The organism is Micromonospora sp. RP3T, from assembly GCF_003027925.1.
Lineage (GTDB): Bacteria > Actinomycetota > Actinomycetes > Mycobacteriales > Micromonosporaceae > Micromonospora.
In genome coordinates, this window is the sequence record NZ_PYPS01000010.1 from 120913 (window position 1) to 140489 (window position 19577).

Here is a 19577-nt window from a genome sequence, read left to right on the forward strand (position 1 = left end):
CAGTCACGCGTCGACAGGAGGAAGCCCCATGGCCGGGCCGCATCCAGAGTTCATTCCCCCAGCACGACCGATCATCGGCGAGGCCGAGATCGAGGCGGCTGTCCGGGTGCTGCGGAGCGGCCGGGTGGTGCAGGGCCCCGAGGTCGCCGCGTTCGAGGAGGAGTTCGGCGACCTGGTCGCCGGCCGGCACTGCGTCGCCGTCAACTCCGGCACGTCCGCGCTCCAGCTCACCCTGATGGCGCTCGGCTTCGGCCCGGGCGACGAGATCATCGTGCCCTCGTTCTCGTTCGCCGCCAGCGGCAACGCGGTCCGGCTGGTCGGCGCCGAGCCGGTCTTCGTGGACATCGAGCCGGGCAGCTTCTGCGTCGACCCGGAGGCGGTCGCCGCCGCGATCACCCCGAAGACGGTCGCCATCATGCCGGTGCACCTCTACGGCCACCCCGCCGCGATGGACCGGATCATGGCGATCGCGCAGCAGCACGGCCTGGCCGTCGTCGAGGACGCCGCCCAGGCGCACGGCGCCGAGCTGAACGGCACCCCGGTCGGCGCGTTCGGCACCGCCGGCTGCTTCAGCTTCTACCCGACCAAGAACATGCACTCCCTCGAGGGCGGCATGATCACCACCGCCGACGCCGGGCTCGCCCGCACGCTGCGGCTGCTGCGCAACCAGGGCATGGAGCAGCGGTACGCCAACGAGATCGTCGGCGCCAACATGCGGATGACCGACGTGGCCGCCGCCATCGGCCGGGTGCAGCTCGGCCAGCTCGCCGGGTGGACCGAGCAGCGCCGCGCGAACGCCAAGTTCCTCGACTCCGCGATCACCGGCATGGTCACCCCGCCGGTCGCCGACGGCGCGAAGCACGTCTACCACCAGTACACGGTGCGGGTGACCGGCGACCGCGACGCCGCCCAGGCCCGCCTCACCGAGCTGGGCATCGGCAACGCGGTCTACTACCCGACCCCGATCCACCGGCTCAAGCCCTACCTGAACGCCGACGGCCAGCCCGGCCCGTGGGAGCTGCCGGAGACCGAGCGGGCCGCCGCCGAGGTGGTCTCGCTGCCGGTGCACCCGTCGCTGAGCCAGGCCGAGCTGGAGCGGATCGCCGACGCGGCGAACGTCGCGGGCGGTGCCCGATGAGCGGGGGACGCAAGCTGCGCGCCGGGCTGATCGGCCTCGGCGCCATGGGCCGCAACCACGCCCGGGTGCTGTCCAACCTGGACGGCGTCGAGCTGGTCGGCATCGTCGACCCGGCCGGCGCCACCACCGGCACGCTGCGCGCGCCGGTCGTGGCCGAGCTGAGCGACCTGCTGGCGCTGGGCGTCGACTACGCGGTGGTCGCCTGCCCGACCGCGCTGCACGAGTCGATCGGCCTGGAGCTGGCCGCCAACGGTGTCTGCGCGTTGATCGAGAAGCCGCTCGCGCAGTCCGTCGAGGCGGCCACCAAGCTGGTCGACGCGTTCGAGACGGCCGGGCTGGTCGCCGGCGTCGGCCACATCGAGCGTTACAACCCGGCGTTGCAGAGCCTGCGTACCCGGCTGGAGGCCGGCGAGCTGGGCGAAGTCTTCCAGGTGGTCACCCGCCGGCAGGGCCCGTTCCCGCACCGCATCGCCGACGTCGGCGTGGTGATGGACCTGGCCACCCACGACATCGACCTGACCGCCTGGGTGACCGGCCAGGAATACACCTCGGTCGCCGCCCGCACGGTCTCCCGCAGCGGCCGGCTGCACGAGGACATGGTCGCCGTGGTCGGCACGCTCGCCGACGGCACCATGGTCAACCACCTGGTCAACTGGCTGAGCCCGCTCAAGGAGCGGTCCACCGTGGTCACCGGCGACAAGGGCTGCTTCGTCGCCGACACGCTCACCGCGGACCTCACCTTCTACGCCAACGCCGCCATCGACACCGAGTGGGAGGCGCTGCGCGCGTTCCGCGGCGTGGCCGAGGGCGACATGGTCCGCTACGCCATCCCGAAGCGGGAACCGCTGCTGGTCGAGCACGAGCGCTTCCGCGACGCGGTCGAGGGCAAGCAGAGCGACATCGTCACGCTGCGGCAGGGGCTGCGTACCGTGCGGGTGGCGGCGGCGCTGCTGGAGTCCGCGTCCGACGGCAAGGTCGTGTCGGTCGTGTCGAGCGGCAGCGACGCGGAGCCGGCGCTGCAATGAGCCCCGCGCCGGTGCGGCGGACGGTCTCGGCGGTACGGCGGCGGATCCCCCGGCGGTGGCGCATCGCGCTCCGCCGGGCCGCCGCCGGCACCCGGCCCTTCCAGACCCCGTCGGTACGCGAGCTGTGCGAGCTGCCCGCCGGCACGCCGCTCCTGGTGCACGCCGGTGGGATCACGGCGGACCGGGCGCTGGACGGGGTGGTCCGGACGCTCGACCGGTTGCCCGAGTTCCACCTCGCGCTGGTCTGCGACGAGGCGGAGCGGGCGGCGGCCCGGGACCTGATCGACCGCGCCGGCAAGGCCCGTCGGCGGATCCACCAGGTGCCGCGCCCACGCGCGGTGACCGCCGCGTTCCTCGCCTCGGCGGACGTGGCCGTGTTCGGCTTCGACCCGGACGCCGGCCTGGCGCTGCTCGACACCTACCTCGCCGCCGGGCTGCGGATCGTCGCGGCGGACAGCCGGGTGGTCCGCGAGCACCTGACCCGACACGGAACCGGCGACCTCTTCGCGCCCGGCTCGCTGCCCTCCTTCGCGAAGGCGGTACAGCGGGCCCGGCAGCACGACGACGGGGCCGTCGCACCGGACGGGCACACGGTCGCGCCGATCGAGGCCGGCACCCCCGGCCCCTGGCGGGCGCTCGGCGCCGGTCCGGTCCGGTTGGGGCTGGGCACCGCCAACTACGCGGGGCAGCTCTCCGCCCTGGCCGTGGCGCTCACCACCGCCCGGACGGACGTCGGCGTCGAGCTGGTGATGGCCAAGCCGCCGGAGACCTACCGCTACCCGGCGGACCGTTACCTGAACTACCCGGGCGAGCACCGGCTCGACGTGCAGGCGGAGCAGGCCCGCCGGGTGCTCGGCTGGTACACCCACCTGATCGTGGACGCGTTCCGTCCGGTGCTCGGCCGGGCCAACGGCGACGACATCGCCGCCGACCTGCCCGCGCTGCGTCGGGCCCGGCTCAAGGTCGCGCTTCTGGCGCACGGCAGCGAGATCCGCCATCCGGGCGCGCACCTGGAACGGCACGCCGAGTCCGCGTTCCGGGACGCCGACCCCGAACTGCGCGAGCGGCTCACCACGGTCGCCGAACGCAACCGGCGCACCGCCGAGGAGAGCGGCCTGCCGTTCTTCGTGACCACCCCCGACCTGCTGGACGACGTGCCGTTCGCCACCTGGGCGCCGCTGATCGTCGACGTGGACGCCTGGGCCTGCGACCGTCCGGTGCTGGAGCGCGCCCGGCCGGTGGTGCTGCACGCGCCGTCGAAGCGGTGGACCAAGGGCACCGACCGGCTCCTGCCCCGCTTGCGGGAGCTGCACGACCGCCACGTCATCGACCTGCGCCTGGTGGAAGGGCTGCCGCACCACGAGATGCGCCGCCAGGTGCAGGACTGCGACATCGTGGTCGACCAGCTCGTGATGGGCAGCTACGGCACCTTCTCCTGCGAGGGGATGGCCGCCGGCCGGGTCGTCGTGGCGTACGTCAGCGAGGGCCCGCACCGGGCCGCCGGCGTCCGCCCGCCGATCGCCAACGCCACGCCGGACACCCTCGTCAAGGCCATCGAGTCGCTGCTCGACGACCGGCCCGCCGCCGTCGCCCTCGCCGCGGAGGGCACGCGTTACGTCCGTGACCAGCACGACGGGCGACGGACCGCCGAGGCGTTCGACGCCTTCCTCCGATAGCCCGCCCGTGCCCGCCCCCGTCCACGAGGAGAAGCACCCGATGCAAGCTGGCTCGAACACCGCTGCCCGACCGACCCGGGGCCGGGTGGTGATGCTGGTCGACAACGGGGTCCACGGCGACTCCCGGGTGCAGAAGGCCGCCCGGTCAGCGGCGGACGCCGGCTGGGAGGTCGTCCTGCTCGGCATCCGCAACGCCCGCTCCGAGGTGGACACCTGGCGGATCGGCGGCGCGGAGGTGCGCCTGCTGCGCGTGCCCAAGCCGCTGCACCGGCTGCCCCGGGAATACAGTCGCTCCCTGCGCCGGCCGCTGGCGTACGCGTCGACCAGCCGGGCCGCCTACCGGGTCCAGGAGATCAAGGCCTGGCAGGCCGACCTCTACGAGCGCCGGGTCCGCGCCCGGGCGCTCGACGGCGGGCCACCCGCCGCCGTGCGGCAGGCGGCCCAGCTGCCGTCCCGTGCCGTCGCCACGGCGCTGGCCCGCTGGGTCCGGTTCCGCAACGGGGAGACCCACCGGCTGCGCAAGGCCCAGCTCGACCCGGAGGCGCCGCTCACCCGGCTGCCCATCCGGCTCTGGCAGGGCGTGCTGGGCAACCGCGCCTGGCGTCGGCTGGACCCGGGCCTGTGGGACTTCGAGCTGGCGTTCCGCACCGCGCTCGACGAGCTGAAGCCGGACATCATCCACGCCAACGACTTCCGGATGCTCGGCATCGGGGCGCGGGCGACGCTGCGGGCCCGGGCCGCCGGCCGGCACACCAAGCTGGTCTGGGACGCCCACGAGTTCGTCGGCGGCATCACCGGCCGGGCCGACAACCCGCGCTGGCTGCCGGCCCAGATCGCCTACACGGCCGAGTACGCGGCCTACCCGGACGCGGTGGTGACGGTCTCCGACACGCTCGCCGACCTGCTCCAGGAGACCCACGCCCTGCCCGAGCGGCCGGCCGTGGTGCTCAACGCCCCGATGGCCCCGCCGGCCGAGGCCGAGGGCGAGGTGCCGGACCTGCGGGCGCTGTGCGGCGTGGACGCCCGGACGCCGGTGCTCGTCTACTCCGGCGCGGTGAACCCGAGCCGGGGCTGTCAGATCATGGTGGAGGCGCTGCCGGAACTGCCCGACGTGCACGTCGCGTTCGTGACCATGAACCCGAACGGCGACAACACGTTCTCCGAGCGGCTGCGGGAGCGGGCCGTCGAGCTGGGCGTCGCGGACCGGGTGCACCTGCTGCCGTACGTGGCGCACTGGCAGGTGGTGCCGTTCCTGTCCGCCGCGGACGCCGGGGTCATCCCGATCCACCACAAGCCCAACCACGAGCTGGCGCTGATCACGAAGTTCCTGGAGTACTCGCACGCCCGCCTGCCCATCGTGGTCAGCGACGTGAAGACGATGGCGCAGACCGCGCGGGCCACCGGCCAGGGTGAGGTGTTCACCGCCGAGGACCTGGCCGACTACGCGCGCGCCGTGCGGGCCGTGCTCGCCGACCCGCAGCGCTACCGGGCCGCCTACGACAAGCCGGGCCTGCTGGACGGTTGGACGTGGGAGGCGCAGGCCCGCATCCTCGACGAGGTCTACTCCTCGCTGCGGGGCGCGTCCCGCGCCGGCGGGGCCCGCCCGCCGGCGTCCCGAACCGCCGAGGACGAGCAGCAGCTCGCGGGCATGTCGCGCTGACCCGACGAACGAGTTCGGCCGGCTCCCCGAGGGGGAGCCGGCCGATTCTGTTTCCGCCGGTCAGTCCGTGCTGGTCGGCGGCTCCAGCAGCAGCCGGTCGAAGTCCTTCTGGGTGACCGACCAGTCCCAGGTGCTCAACACGTGCGACGCCGCCGCCCGGCCCGCCTCGCGCCAGACCTCCTCCGACGCGGTGAGCGCCAGGATCCGCTCGGCGGCCTCCTCCGGCGTGCCCACCACCCAGTCGCTCGGGAAGAGCGTCCGGGCGCTGTGCTGACGGCCGGCGAAGAACGGCCAGTCGCGGACCACCGGCACGGCCCCGCTGGCCGCGCCCTCGACCAGCGCGCAGTGGAAGCTCTCCCGCAGCGAGGTGCTGAGGATGACGCCGACGTCGGTGAGCGCGCCGGGCACGTCGTCGGTGCGGCCGGCCCGCACCACCGCGCCGGCCGCCTCCAACTCGGCCAGCTCGGCGTCGAGGTCCCGGACGTACGCCGCGACCGCCGGGCTGAGCTCCGGGTTGAGCGGGTCGCCGACCAGCTTGAGGCGGTACCTGTCGTCGCGGCGGCGCAGCTCCCGCAGCACGGCGAGGGCCCAGCGCGGATCCTTCGCCAGCGAACTCAACCCGACCAGCCCGAGCGTGAACCGGCTGTCGGCGGAGACCTTCGGCGCCACGTACCGGTGCAGGTCCATGGCGTTGAAGATCATGTGCGTCCGGGGCCCCTGCGGGGCACGCAGCCGCGGCACCGCGGCCAGCGCCAGGTCGCGGAGGTGCTCGGAGACGAAGACCACGTCGTCCACCCGGGACCAGTCGGTCACGTGCGGCCACCAGCTGAACGCCTCGAAGCTGTGCAGCCGGACGACCACCCGGGTGGTGCCCGGGTCGATCATCGACAGCATCGCGGCGCCCAGGTTGCACCAGTCCACGAAGACCGTGTCGGCCCAGTCGAGGTGCGGGCCCCACGCCTCCTGGACCTCGCCGGCCCGCTTGGAGGCGCCGGCGAGCATGTGGAGCGTCACGTTGGTGCGGCCGTTGCTGAGCACCGGGAGGATCGACTCCTCCATCAGGTTCAGCCGGCGGACCTCCACCCCGGGCATCGCCTCGTAGCGATCCAGGATCGGCCCGAGGAAGTTGTCGTTCAAGCCGGTGAAGAAGAGCATCCGGTGCGGCCGGTCGGCCGGCGGGAACGTCGCCGGCTGCTGCCGGCCGCGTGGGGTCGCCAGCGCCCGGCCGGCGTCGCTGTCGTGCAGCGGCGCGAGGAACTTCTCCGGGTCCTCGGCCAGCGGCGAGGTGGTGCCGTCGAACTGCACGATCCGGTGGAACAGCAGGTTGAACGCGCGCAGCACGTGCGGCGCGGCCTTGCCCGGGTTGCGCTTCTTCAGGAAGCCGTCGGCCAGTTTGAGCTGGCCCCGCACCACGGTCATCAGATGCTCGGGCACCCGGCCCTGGCTCAGCTCCGCGTCGACGATCGGGCCGAGGAGCTGCCCCCGGGTCGTCGGGCTCTTCAGGCGGCCCTGCGCCGCCAACGCCACCCGCTTCGCGCTGGCGCCGTGCCCGGACTTGAGCATGGTGCCGGTGACCCGCTGGGCGATCTTGCCACGGTGCCGTTCCGGCAGACCGGGCGCCGTGACGGCCCCCTGCCAGAACCAGCGCACCGGGCTGAGCTTCATGGCCCGCTTGCCGGTGCTCAGCTCGAACATCCGCTTCGCCAGGTCGACGGTCTGGTTGCGGGTCGCGCTCGTCAGCACGGACGGGGCGGGGCCGACGGTGTGCAGCCGGGGACGGCGGTAGCGCGCCGGGTCGGCCGACCGCTTCTCCACCGCGCGCAGCGCCGGGGCGATGCCGTAGACCGCGTCCGCGCGCCGGTGCCGCTGGGCCAACTGCCAGACCGTGTGCAACGCCTGCGCGTCCAGCGCGACCAGGACGTCGGCGCGTCTGGCGTGCCGGCGGACCCACGGGTCGCGCTGGGCGCGCAGCCAGGGCCGCCGGGCCGGGCTGGCCCGCTTGACCATCCGGCCGAACCGCGGGCCAAGCTCCTTGGCGGTCGGCAGCAGGTGCAGCTCGGCCAGCTCGGTGGCCGCCGGGATCCGCTCCGCCGGGTCGAACGTGGTGGCCACCCGCACGGTGACGCCCAGGGCGCGGAACTGCGTCAACGCGTCGGTGAGGACCGCCACCCGCCCGGGGACGGTGCCCATCACCATCAGGACCTCGATCATGACCTACCTTCTCGGGCCAGGACGCGCGCGCCGGCCGGGGACGTCCGCGGGGCGCCGGTGCCGAGGACCAGCTCGGTGACCTCGCGGACGGCGGGAATGAGCTGCTCCTCGCGGGCGTACTGCCGCGCCTCGGCGCGGGCCTCCGCCCGCTCCCGGGGGCCGGCCTCGCGGGCCATCGCGGCGGCCCGCCGGAACGCGCCGGCCAGCTCGGCCGGGTCCAACCCGACCGCGCCGGTCCAGAGCGGGTACGTCGACAGCACGGTGGAGGCGTCGTGGTCCGCCTCGTGGGCGGAGACCACCGGCATCCCGGTGGCCATGTACTCGTAGACCTTGCCGGAGGTCATGAACCGGCCACCGGTCACCATCAGCACCACCGCGTCCCACCGGGAGTAGAGGTCCACCACCTCGGCCTTGGGCACCGACCCGCCGACCACCACCCCGTCGACGGCGGCGGCCCGGAGCAGCTCGGCGTGGGCGTTGTCGCCGCGCGCCCAGGCCGCGCCGATGTGGCCGCGGACCTCGAAGCGGGCGTCGGCCAGCGCCGGGTCCTCCGCGCGCGCCGTCCGCCAGCCCTCCAGCACGGCGCTCAGCAGCGGCACCGGCAGGTTGAGCGCGCCGAGGTAGCCGAAGGTGAGCGGCCGGTCGGCGGGGGCGGGGAGCGCCTCGGCCGGGATGCTGGCCGCGTCGTAGCCGTTGCGCACGACCCGCATCTTGTGCGCCAGCTCCGGATAGCGTTCGCGGTACCAGCGGGAGATCGGCTCGTTGACGTTCCAGATGGCGATGGCGTTGGTCAGCAGCTTGATCTCCCACTGCCCGGAGACCGACTCCCGGGTGAACGCCTCGCCGTTGTTGATCACGTCGACCGACCAGCCGTCGCGGAAGTCCACCACGTACGGGACCCGGTGGGTCTCCCACAGCTTCCACGTGGCGGACAGGTTCACGTACGGGGCGCAGGTGGTGACCAGCAGGTCGACCGGCCGCTCCCGGTGGATCTGGAGCAGCGCCTTCTCCAGCGCCGGCCGCCACCCGCCGAAGACCGGCTCCGGGAAGATCTTCAGGTTCTGCTTGCGCAGCTCGGCCAGGTAGTCCAGGTGGGCCAGCGCGCGCTGCTCGGTGAACGCGCGGATGTCGGTCTCCAGGTCGTCCCGGAACAGCGGCAGCTTCACCACCCGGACGTGCGGGTCCAGCCCCTGGGACAGCGTGTGGTCCAGCCCGTACTCGCGCTCCCACGCCTCGTCCGCGATGGTGACCGCGGTCACGTCCCAGCCCGCCGCGGCGAACTGGTTCGCGGTCTCCCGCATCCGGTAGGCGCAGCTCTTGGCCGCCGGCGGAAAGCCGATGGCCAAATAGATCATGTGCGGTCGGGACCCGGACCGTCGCGGCCGGGGGAGCTTCAACGAGTCCCAGAGAGTTCGCCCGTTGTTCATCGATTCCGATCCTGGGAGGGTGGGGGAGAGCGGAACGGCCCTCGGACAGCCTGCGGACCCTACAATAACGCCGCCCCGCGCGCCGGACGTGCCACCGAGGGATGGGCGTCACCGCTTTCGTAGACTGCTACGCCATGACCTCGCCCGCGCCCGACACCCGCGATCGTGAGCCCGTCCCCGCCGGGGACGCCGAGGTGGCCGGTGGCGACACCCCCGGTCCGGCGCCGGCGGCCGAGGGTCGTCCGGCTCGCCGGCGGTGGTCCCGGGTCGACGCGGTGGTCGCGCTGGTGTTCCTGCTCGGCGCGGTCTGGGTCACCGCCCGGGGCTGGCGGGACCCGGGCGGGCGACTGCTCGGCAGCCGCCCCAACGACCAGGGCTTCAACGAGTGGATGCTGGCGTACGCGGCGCACGCGGTCAGCCACCTGGAGAACCCGTTCTTCACCACGCTCCAGAACGCCCCGGCCGGGGTGAACCTGATGACAAACGTCGGGCTCCAGCTCCCCGGGCTGGTGCTCGCCCCGGTCACCCTGCTGTTCGGCGCGTCCTTCTCCTATCTGTTGTTCATCACGCTGAACCTGGCCGGCACCGGATACGCCTGGTACCACGTGCTCTCCCGGCACCTGGTCGACTCCCGGGCCGCCGCGTTCGTCGGCGGGCTGTTCTGCGCCTTCGCCCCGGCGCTGGTCTCACACAGCAACGGCCACCCGCACATCACCGCGCAGTGGCTGGTGCCGTTCATCGTCTGGCGGGTGGTCGCGCTGTCCCGGGGCGGGCACGTGGTCCGCGACGGCCTGGTGCTGGGCGGGCTGGTGGTGGCCCAGTTCTTCGTGAGCCTGGAGATCCTCTTCCTCACCGCGCTCGGCTGCCTGATGCTGGTCCTGGCCCACCTGGCGGTGCGACCCCGCGACGCGCTGCGCCGCGCCCGCCCGATGCTGCCCGGGCTGGCGATCACCGCCGTGCTGGTGGGGGCCGCGGCGGCGTACCCGCTCTGGATGCAGTTCGCCGGGCCGCAGCACCGGGTGGGGCACCCGGGCACCCCGGACATCTACGCCCTGAAGCTCGGCTCGTACGTCAAGTACGCCACCCAGTCGGTGGCCGGTGGCCCGACCAGCGCGGTCGGCTGGGCGCCGAACACCACCGAGCAGGCCAGCTTCTACGGCTGGTCGCTGCTGGTGCTCGCGGCCGGCGCGCTGTGGTGGCTGCGGCGGGACGTGACGGCCCGGGTGCTCGGCGTCGTCGGTCTGGTCTCGGCGCTGTTCTCGATCGGCACCACCTGGACGTCCGGCACCCGCCGCACCGACATCCCGGCGCCGTTCGCGCTGGTGCAGGACCTGCCCGTGTTCGACTCCGTGGTGGTGGCCCGGTTCGCGCTGATCACCACCGTGGCGCTCGGCGTCCTGCTGGCCGTGGCCGGCGACCGGCTCGCCGCCCGGCGGGACGAGCCGTCCGGACGGCTGGCCGCCCGGGTCGGCGCCGTCGCGGTGGCCGCCGCGCTGCTGCCGGTGCTGCCGGTGCCGCTGGAGGCGCGGGGCCGCACGCCGGTGCCGGAGTTCGTCACCGGCGGGGCCTGGCGCGACCACGTGGCACCCGGTCGCACCCTGGTGCCCGTGCCGGTCAACGGCATGACGTCGCTGTACTGGAGTTCGGCAGCGGTGGCCGGCTTCGCGGTGCCCGAGGGCTACTTCCTCGGGCCGGTCTCGGCCACCGACGCGACCGGGCGCTGGGGCGTCGACCCGCAGCCCACCGCCAAGCTGCTCACCGCCGTGTCCCGGGGCGAACGGGACACCGCGGTCGGACCGGCCGACATCGCCCAGGCCCGCACCGACGTGCGGTACTGGAAGGCCGACGCGGTGGTGCTTCCGGACCGGGGGGCGCGCCGCCACGACGACCTGAAGGTCGTGCTCGACGCGCTGTACGGGCCCGGCCGGCGGGTCGACGACGTGTGGCTCTGGGACGTCCGGTCGGTCACCGGCTGACCGCCCGGCGGCGGGGCGGTCAGGGCGACTTCGTCCAGATCAGCAGCAGGTAGCCGCCGAAGTAGGCGGAGAACACGACGAGCGTCACCAGCACCGTGACGGCCCGGGCCCGACCGGCCCGGGCCAGGCCCACGGCCGCCGGCAGCAGCAGCGGGAACGCCGGCAGCAGGAACCGCGCCTTGGAGTGGTAGTAGCCGGCCGCGCCGAGCGTGGTCACCAGCAGCAGGCCGCTGTAGAGCAGCAGTTGCCAGGGCTGCCGGTCGAGCACGCTCAGCACGAAGAACATCAGCGACACCAGCGCCACCACGGTGACCACCAGCAGCGGCAGCGCGGCCACCTGCACCAGCGCCTGCTGCCCCCGGTCGACGGTGTAGACGCCGAAGTCGAACGAGGTGCCCCAGCCGGCCGACTGGATGTGGAACCAGCCGTCCGGCCGTCCGGTCCGCGCCCCCACCCAGGCCAGGTACGCCAGCCAGCCGGCGGGCGCGAGCAGCAGCGCCGCGTACGGCCGCCAGCCGTCCCGCCGCCGGAGCGCCGCCAGCAGCGCGGCCAGCCCGACCACCGGGATCAGGGACGAGGCGGTGGGCCGGGTCAGGCCGGCGAACAGGCAGACCACCCCGGCGGTGACCCAGTGCCGGCGCAGCAGCGCGTACAGCGTCCACGCGGCGAGCGCGGTGAACAGGCTCTCGCTGTAGCCCATCGACTCCACCACCGCGTGCGGCATCGCCGCCCAGAGCGCGGCGAGCAGGACGCCGGTGCGCCGGTCGTGCAGGTACGCGCCGATCGCGAACAGCGCCCACGCGGCGGCCAGCCCGGCCAGCCACGCCACCAGCAGCGCCGACTCGCGGGGGCTGAGCGGGGAGATCCGGTCCAGGGCCCCGGTCAGGCCCGGGTAGAGCGGGAAGAACGCCATGTTGCTCTGCGTCTTCTCGTACCCGTCGTACCCGTGCCGCGCGATGGCGAGGTACCAGTTGCCGTCGGCCCGGGTGAGCTCCTCGACCGGGTTTCTCCCCACGTTGCCGGCCCAGATCCAGACGGTCAGCAGCCCGATCAGGCGGATCACGGCGTAGACCGCCAGCGCGGGCAGCGCGGCGCGGGCGGCGTGGCGCAGCCGCCCGGCGGGCGTGGGCCGGGGCGGGTCGGGCGCTGCCGACGCCGGGCGGCTCGGTTCCTCGGTCGTCACCACGTCCATTGTCTGATCCATCCGCGCTGACCTGGAGTGATCCGGCGGCACGCGGGCCGCGGGCGGGCGGCCTACCGCCGGCCCGGCGACGACCCGGGGCGAGCGCCGGTCGTTGAACAGCATGGAGGGTAGCAATCGGCGCGACAGGTCACGGACCACCGACGGCGGCGGGCGTGGCGGCCGGAACCGTTGTCGTAGACTCGCTCGGGTCCGCGGGCGCGGTGCTGGCGACGACGAAACGGGCAGGGATGGGATCTGACGGCACGACCGCAGCGGCGGGCCCCCGGGGACGGGTGGTCATGCTGGTGGACAACGGGGTCATCGGGGACTCCCGGGTGCAGAAGGCGGCACGGTCCGCCGCCGACGCCGGCTGGGACGTCGTCCTGCTCGGGCGCGCGCCGGTGGGCCAGCCGCAGAGCTGGCGGCTCGGCGCCGCCGAGGTGCGCCTGATCCCGATGGCCGAGCCGCTGTCCCGTCGCCGGCACGAGTTCCGCCGCGCCTGGCTGCGGCATCCGCTGGCGTACCCGCCGAGCGGCGTCGCCGCGCACCGCACCCAGACGGTCCGGGCGTGGCGCGCGGACCTGGCCGTCCGTCGGGCGGCGCTGACCACCGCGGCCCGCGACGCCGGCGCCGGCCGCCCCGGCGGGCTGCCCTGGGCCACGCTGCGCGCCGAGGAGAAGCTGGCCGGCCTGACCCGTCGGTGGGTCGGGTTCCGCAACCGTCAGCTCACCCGCGCCCGCAAGGGCCGCAAGCTGGACGGCCCCTGGGACCGCGCGTACACCGCGTTCTGGCGGAGGCTGCGCGGCGACGGCGCGTGGCGCCGGCTGGAGCCCGGCCTGTGGGACTACGAGCTGGCCTACGGCCCGGTCGTCGACGAGTTGGCGCCGGACCTGATCCACGCCAACGACTTCCGGATGCTCGGCGTCGGCGCCCGCGCGAAGATCCGGGCCGCCGCCAGGGGCCGGCGGATCGCGCTGGTGTGGGACGCCCACGAATACCTCCCCGGTGTGCAGCCGTGGCGGGACAACGCCCGCTGGCTGCCCGGCAACGTGGCGCACGAGCGGGAGTACGTGCCGTACGCGGACGCCACCACCACCGTCTCCGGCGGCCTGGCCGACCTGCTGCGCGAGGAGCACCGGCTGGCCGAGCGCCCGGCCGTCGTGCTCAACGCCCCCGCGGTCGACGAGGTGCCGGCCGACCCGACCGGGCCGGTGCCGGACATCCGCGCGCTGTGCGGGCTCGGGCCGGACGCCCCGCTGCTGGTCTACAGCGGGGTGGCCGCCGCCAAGCGCGGGCTGGGCGTGCTGGTCGAGGCGCTGCCCCGGCTGCCCGGCGCGCACGTCGCCCTGGTGGTCAACAAGCCCACCTCGGCATACGTGCGGGGCCTGGTCACCCGCGCCGAGGAGCTGGACGTGGCGGACCGGCTGCACGTGCTGCCGTACGTGCCGCACCACCAGGTGGTCCGCTTCCTGGCCGGCGCGCAGGTCGGCGTCATCCCGATCCAGCACTGGCCGAACCACGAGATCGCGCTGATCACCAAGTTCTTCGAGTATTCACACGCCCGCCTGCCGCTCGTCGTCTCCGACGTGCGGACCATGGCCGAGACTGTCCGGGAGACCGGCCAGGGCGAGGTGTTCCGCGCCGAGGACGTGGCCGACTTCGTCCGGGCGGTCACCGCGGTGCTCGCCGATCCGGCGCGGTACCGCGCCGCGTACGACCGGCCGGGCCTGCTGGCCGACTGGACCTGGGAGGCGCAGGCGCGGGTGCTCGACGACGTCTACGCCCGGCTGCTGCCCGACGCGCCGCCCCGCCCGGCCACGCCGGCGTCCGCGCCGGCTCCGACAGCGGTTCCGGCTTCGGTGGAGGTGGGCGCGTGAGCCAGCCGGACGTGACGGTGGTGGTGGCCGTCTACAACACCATGCCGTACCTCACCGCCTGCCTGGACTCGCTTGTCGGCCAGACCATCGGCCGGGACCGGCTGGAGGTCGTCGCGGTCGACGACGGTTCCACCGACGGCAGCGGCGCGGAGCTGGACCGCTACGCCACCCGCTACCCGGGGACGGTCCGGGTGCTGCACCAGGCCAACTCCGGTGGTCCGGCGGCGCCGAGCAACCTGGCGCTGGACCACGCCCGGGGCCGCTACGTCTTCTTCGTCGGCTCCGACGACCACCTCGGGCCGGAGGCCCTGGAGCGCCTGGTCGCCGCCGCCGACCGGTGGGACTCCGACGTGGTGCTCGGCCGGATGGTCGGCACGAACAAGCGCTACGTGCACCAGGCGGCGTACGCCTGCACCGCGGAGCGGCTCGACCTGTTCGACAGCGCGCTGCCCTGGTCGCTGTCGAACACCAAGCTGTTCCGGCGGGAGCTGGTCGAGCAGCACGGGCTGCGCTTCCGCACCGACATGCCGATGGGTAGCGACCAGCCGTTCACGCTGGAGGCGTGCTTCCGGGCGAAGAAGGTCTCGGTCCTCGGCGACTACGACTACTACTTCGCCGTCAAGCGGGACAACGCCCAGAACATCACCTACGCCAGCCGCTTCTCCGAGCGGTTGCGCTGCGCCGAGGAGCTGGTCGCGTTCGTGGCCGGCCTGATCGGGCCCGGCCCGAAGCGGGACGCGGTGCTGGTGCGCCACTTCAGCTGGGAGGTGGCGAAGCTGCTCCGCGAGGAGTTCCTCACCCTCTCCCCGGACGTGCAGCAGCACGTCCACGACCGGGTCCGGAAGCTGGCCGGGGCGTACCTCACCGAGGGCGTGCTCGCCCGGATGGAGCCGGCCCTGCGGGTGCGGCTGGCGGTGGCGCGCGACGGTGGGCTCGACGCGGTGCGCGAGCTGATCGGGCAGCAGGCCGACAAGACACTGCCCGAGGTCACCGTGGACGACGGCCGCTGGTACGCCCACCACGTCGGGTTCCGCGACCCGGCGTTCGGCTACCCGGACGACTGGTACGACGTCACCGACCGGGCCGCCGCGCAGCTCGCGAAGCTGACCGCGACCGAGCTCGCCTGGGGGCGGGACGCCGCCGGCGCGCGGGCCCTGGTGGTCACCGCCCGGAGCCGGTGGGCGGAGCTGGCCGAGCTGAGCGCCGAGGCGCTGCGGGTGAGCGTGGGCGATCTCACGGGTGCCACGTCGGTGACGCCGGACGGGCCCGGTACCGTCGTACGGACCGACTTCGCGGTGGACCGGCTGTTGGCGGTCGTCGCGCCGAACGGGGAACGGCGGACGGTACGCGCCGAGGTGTCCGCGCTGGGCGGGGCCGGCTCGGCGCCGATGCGCACCGACCGACCCGTCGCCGCGCCCAAGCTGCTGGCCCGCCACGGCGCCCGGTTGCACCTCGTCACACCCACCACGAACCACAAGGGCCACGTGATCGTCGCGATCACGCCGGTGACCCCCGGTCGGTTCCTTGCCCGCCTGCGCCGCATCTGGCCCTCTGGAGGAAAGTAGTTCATGAACATCTGCGTCGTCGCGCTCGGAAAGATCGGCCTGCCGCTCGCCGTGCAGTTCGCCTCGAAGGGGCACCGGGTGCTCGGTGCCGACGTCTCCGAGCGGGTCGTCCAGCTGGTCAACGACGGTGCCGTGCCCTTCCCGGGTGAGGCCGACCTGGACGTCAAGCTGAAGGAGGCGGTCGCCGCCGGGCTGCTGTCGGCCACCACCGACACCGCCGCCGCGGTCGCCGAGTCGGAGGCGGTCGTCGTGGTCGTGCCGCTGTTCGTGGACGCCGAGGGCGTGCCGGACTTCGGCTGGATGGACGACGCCACCCGGGCCATCGCCCGTGGCCTCAAGCCGGGCACGCTGGTCAGCTACGAGACCACGCTGCCGGTCGGCACCACCCGCAGCCGCTGGGCGCCGATGCTGTCCGAGGGCTCCGGCCTCACCGCGGGCACCGACTTCCACCTGGTGTTCAGCCCCGAGCGGGTGCTCACCGGCCGGGTCTTCGCCGACCTGCGCCGCTACCCGAAGCTGGTCGGCGGCATCGACGAGGCGTCCGCCGCGCACGGCGTGCGGTTCTACGAGGCGGTGCTCGACTTCGACGCCCGCGCCGACCTGGACAAGCCCAACGGCGTGTGGGACCTCGGTTCGGCGGAGGCGTCCGAGCTGGCCAAGCTCGCCGAGACGACCTACCGGGACGTGAACATCGGCCTGGCGAACCAGTTCGCCCGCTTCGCGGACACGGTCGGCGTGGACGTCACCAAGGTGATCGAGGCGTGCAACACCCAGCCGTACAGCCACATCCACTCGCCGGGCATCGCGGTCGGCGGCCACTGCATCCCGATCTACCCGCGGATGTACCTGTGGAACGACCCGGCGGCCACCGTGGTCCGCTCGGCGCGCGAGGCCAACGCCGCGATGCCGGACTACGCGGTCGACCTGCTCGCCGCCGCGTACGGCGACCTGACCGGGGTGGGCGTGCTGGTGCTGGGCGCCGCCTACCGGGGCGGCGTGAAGGAGACCGCCTTCTCGGGCGTCTTCCCGACCGTGGAGGCGCTGCGCCGGCGGGGCGCGACGCCGTACGTGTCCGACCCGATGTACTCGAACGAGGAGCTGGCCGCGCACGGCCTGCCCGGCTACGACGGCGAGCCGGTCGGCGCGGCGGTGATCCAGGCCGACCACGCGGAGTACCGCAACCTCACCCCGGCCGACCTGCCGGGCGTGACGGTGCTGGTGGACGGCCGTCGGGTCACCGACCCGGCTCGCTGGGCGGGCGTGCGCCGGGTGGTCATCGGCGGTTGATCAGGCTGCGCGGCGGGCCCCGGCCGTTCCGGCCGGGGCCCGCTTCGTGCTGTGCCCGAGCGGGTACCGGGCGGGAAAGCCGTCGTCCGATGTTCACCTGTCGGACACCCCGGTAATACTTGCGTCACTTGACCCGTTTAGGGTCGCAGCCGTCCGTATCGGGCTCCGCCGACCCCGGCGGGCAGACAGGGAGCGTGTCGTTGTTCAGCAGAGTACGCAGCCAGCAGGGCCTCGCCGCGGTGGGCGCGACGCTCCTCGGGTACGGCGTCATGATCCTCGCCGGGGCGCTCGGCCTGGTGGTCCCGTACGCGGTGGCCGCGGTGGTCGCCCTCGCCGGTGAGGCGGCCCTGGCCGTCCGGTACGCCGCAACGGCCGAGCTGCTCGCCAAGGCCGGTGTGGGCGCCACGTTCCGGCGGCTGCTGCGGGACCTGTCGGTGGTCCTGCTGGTGCTCGCCGCCGTGCGTCCGGGCGTCGCCGGCACGGTCGCGGTGCTGCTGCTGCCCGCCGCGCTGTGGACCCTCGCCGTGCTCACCACCGCCGTGACGAAGACGATCGACGGGCGGGTCGACCCGCCGGCGTACACCCGCAACATCGACCTCGGCGCGCTGCGCCGCGTCCCGGTGCCGCCGGCCTGGGCGCGCGGGCTGGCCGGGCTGCGGATGCCGCTGCTCAACGTGCTGCTGGTGCCGGCGGCCGTGGTGGCCGCCGCGCTGGACCGGGTCGCCCCCGTGGTGCTCACCGGCCTGGTCACGCTGGTCGCCGGTCTGGTCACCGCCGTGGTGCTGGCGCTGACCGCGCTGCGCGGCCGGGGCGGGTCGCCGGGCGTGCTGCCCGCCGTGCACGACTGGCTGGCCCGGGAACAGCCCGAGGTGGCGCTCTACTTCGCCGGCCCGGCCAAGGACGTCTACCAGGCCAACATGTGGCTCGCGCCGCTGGAGGCGACCGGTCGCCGCGCGGTGGTGCTGCTGCGCGCCGCGGACGCGTTCGGCCAGCTCGCTGACACCCGGCTGCCGGTGGTCTGCGTGCCGGCCGGCGTCGACTTCATGAACCTCGACCTGGGCTCGCTGCGGGTCGCGCTGTACGCGGCGAACGTCGGCGCCAACATCCACCTGCTGCGCGAGCCGGGCGTGAAGCACGTCTTCGTCGGCCACGGCGACAGCGACAAGGCGGCCAGCGTCAACCCGTACAGCAAGGTGTACGACGAGGTGTGGGTGGCCGGTCCCGCCGGCCGGGAGCGGTACGCCCGGGCCGGCGTCGGCGTGCTGGACCGCGACATCGTGGAGGTGGGTCGCCCGCAGCTCGCCGGCGTGCACACGTTCGGCTCCGGCGCCACCGACCACGCGTTCACCGTGCTCTACGCGCCGACCTGGGAGGGCTGGCTGGACGACGACCCCTACCACACCTCGCTGGTGCTGATGGGGGAGCGGATCGTGGCCGGGCTGCTGGCCGCCGGGAACCTGCGGGTGGTCTACAAGCCGCACCCGTTGACCGGCACCCGCTCGCCGAAGGCCAGGGCGGCGCACGAGCGGATCGTGGCCCGGATCCGGGCCGCCGGCGGCGACACCGACCCGACCTCGCTCGACGGTGCCGCGCACCTGGTGGTCACCGGCCGCACGCCGGCGCTGTTCGACTGCTTCAACGTCACCGACCTGCTGGTCAGCGACGTCTCAAGCGTGGTCTCCGACTTCGTGCAGAGCGAGCGGCCGTACGTGGTGGCGAACCCGGCCGGGCTGTCCGAGGACGAGTTCCGCCGGCAGTTCCCCACCGCGCGGGCGGCGTACCTGCTCTCGGCGGACTGCGGCGAGCTGGCCAAGATCCTGGACGTGACCCGGGTCGGCGACGACCCGATGACCGAGGCGCGGCGGGAGCTGAAGGAGTACCTGCTCGGCCCGGCCGGGTCCAACCCGATGGACCGGTTCCGGGACGAGATCGGCCGGCTCTGCGGCTGACCGGCGCACCGACACGCGGGGGCGGCGACCGGTCCGGTCGCCGCCCCCGTCGCGCGTTCAGCCCTGCCGCGGCGGGTTGTCGACGTCCCGGGAGACGACCTCGCCCTTGGCGTCGACCCAGCCCTTGGGGCGGGCCGGGTTGCCGGCCACGAGCTGGTACGGCTGGACGTCCCGGGTGACCACCGAGCCGGCCGCGATCATCGCGTACTCGCCGACCTCGATGCCGCACACCAGCGTGGCGTTGGCGCCGATCGACGCGCCGCGGCGGACCAGCGTCGGGGTGATCGTCCAGTCCGGATTCTGCGCGCGCGGCCGGAAGTCGTTTGTGAACACCGCGCACGGCCCGACGAAGACCTCGTCCTCGATGGTCACGCCCTGGTAGACGGAGACGTTGTTCTGGATCTTCACCCGGTCACCGACCGTGACGCTCGCGTCGACGTACACGTTGCGGCCGATCACGCAGTCGGCGCCGACCTGGGCGCTGGACCGGATGTGGGCCAGGTGCCAGACCTTGGTGCCGTCGCCGACCCGGGCGCCGTCCTCGACGTCGGCCGTCGGGTGGACGAAGACGGAGGCGGACCGGTCGTTGCTGTCAGTCATTTC

At 74.0% G+C, this 19577-nt stretch carries 13 protein-coding genes; 9 read left to right on the top strand and 4 right to left on the bottom strand.

What is annotated here, in order from left to right; genetic code table 11:
* The first annotated feature begins 28 nt into the window (after positions 1 to 28).
* Genes C8054_RS11010 through C8054_RS11025 form a run of 4 tightly spaced genes read left to right on the top strand, consistent with a single transcriptional unit; the run spans position 29 to position 5499 of the window.
* Positions 29 to 1138 (top strand): DegT/DnrJ/EryC1/StrS aminotransferase family protein, encoded by a 1110-nt coding sequence (locus C8054_RS11010; RefSeq protein ID WP_107156659.1) that lies wholly within the window; start codon positions 29 to 31, stop codon positions 1136 to 1138.
* The gene (locus tag C8054_RS11015; protein ID WP_107156660.1) at positions 1135 to 2163 is read left to right on the top strand and encodes a Gfo/Idh/MocA family protein; all 1029 of its coding nucleotides are present in this window, start codon (positions 1135 to 1137) and stop codon (positions 2161 to 2163) included. Before C8054_RS11010 ends, C8054_RS11015 begins: the two co-directional genes overlap by 4 nt.
* Entirely contained in the window at positions 2160 to 3839 is a 1680-nt protein-coding gene (locus C8054_RS11020; protein ID WP_107156661.1) for a glycosyl transferase family 1, read from the top strand. Before C8054_RS11015 ends, C8054_RS11020 begins: the two co-directional genes overlap by 4 nt.
* Before the next feature lie 40 nt (positions 3840 to 3879).
* Entirely contained in the window at positions 3880 to 5499 is a 1620-nt protein-coding gene (locus C8054_RS11025) for a glycosyltransferase family 4 protein (protein WP_107156715.1), read from the top strand.
* A 60-nt stretch (positions 5500 to 5559) separates the two neighbouring features.
* Here the strand turns inward: C8054_RS11025 and C8054_RS11030 are convergent, their stop codons facing one another.
* Both C8054_RS11030 and C8054_RS11035 read right to left on the bottom strand, forming a co-directional pair.
* Complete coding sequence (locus C8054_RS11030; RefSeq protein ID WP_233219579.1) at positions 5560 to 7710, bottom strand: glycosyltransferase; 2151 nt, start codon at positions 7708 to 7710, stop codon at positions 5560 to 5562.
* Positions 7707 to 9065 (bottom strand): glycosyltransferase, encoded by a 1359-nt coding sequence (locus C8054_RS11035; RefSeq protein WP_233219580.1) that lies wholly within the window; start codon positions 9063 to 9065, stop codon positions 7707 to 7709. Before C8054_RS11035 ends, C8054_RS11030 begins: the two co-directional genes overlap by 4 nt.
* A 206-nt stretch (positions 9066 to 9271) precedes the next feature.
* Here C8054_RS11035 and C8054_RS11040 point away from each other — a divergent pair, with 206 nt between their 5' ends.
* Positions 9272 to 11113, top strand: a complete 1842-nt coding sequence (locus C8054_RS11040; RefSeq protein ID WP_107156663.1) for a hypothetical protein — start codon at positions 9272 to 9274, stop codon at positions 11111 to 11113.
* Positions 11114 to 11132: 19 nt separating this feature from the next.
* On the opposite strand, the gene C8054_RS11045 is transcribed toward C8054_RS11040, so the two are convergent.
* A complete protein-coding gene (locus C8054_RS11045; protein WP_233219581.1) occupies positions 11133 to 12317 on the bottom strand; it encodes a hypothetical protein in 1185 nt (394 codons plus the stop codon).
* A gap of 278 nt (positions 12318 to 12595) precedes the next feature.
* Between C8054_RS11045 and C8054_RS11050 the strand changes: the two genes are divergently transcribed.
* From C8054_RS11050 to C8054_RS11065, 4 genes are all read left to right on the top strand, one after another.
* Positions 12596 to 14173: a glycosyltransferase family 4 protein gene (locus tag C8054_RS11050; protein ID WP_107156717.1), complete on the top strand. Its 1578-nt coding sequence runs from the start codon at positions 12596 to 12598 to the stop codon at positions 14171 to 14173.
* Positions 14170 to 15738, top strand: coding sequence for a glycosyltransferase (locus C8054_RS11055; RefSeq protein WP_107156665.1), 1569 nt, complete (start codon positions 14170 to 14172; stop codon positions 15736 to 15738). The genes C8054_RS11050 and C8054_RS11055 overlap by 4 nt, the downstream gene beginning before the upstream one ends.
* Positions 15739 to 15741: 3 nt before the next feature.
* Positions 15742 to 17025 carry a nucleotide sugar dehydrogenase gene (locus C8054_RS11060; protein WP_107156666.1) on the top strand — a complete coding sequence of 428 codons (1284 nt, stop codon included), beginning with the start codon at positions 15742 to 15744 and terminating at the stop codon, positions 17023 to 17025.
* 200 nt (positions 17026 to 17225) lie between these two features.
* Positions 17226 to 18974, top strand: coding sequence for a CDP-glycerol glycerophosphotransferase family protein (locus C8054_RS11065; RefSeq protein WP_107156718.1), 1749 nt, complete (start codon positions 17226 to 17228; stop codon positions 18972 to 18974).
* A 57-nt stretch (positions 18975 to 19031) separates the two neighbouring features.
* On the opposite strand, the gene C8054_RS11070 is transcribed toward C8054_RS11065, so the two are convergent.
* The gene (locus tag C8054_RS11070; RefSeq protein WP_107156667.1) at positions 19032 to 19574 is read right to left on the bottom strand and encodes an acyltransferase; all 543 of its coding nucleotides are present in this window, start codon (positions 19572 to 19574) and stop codon (positions 19032 to 19034) included.
* Positions 19575 to 19577 lie beyond the last annotated feature (3 nt).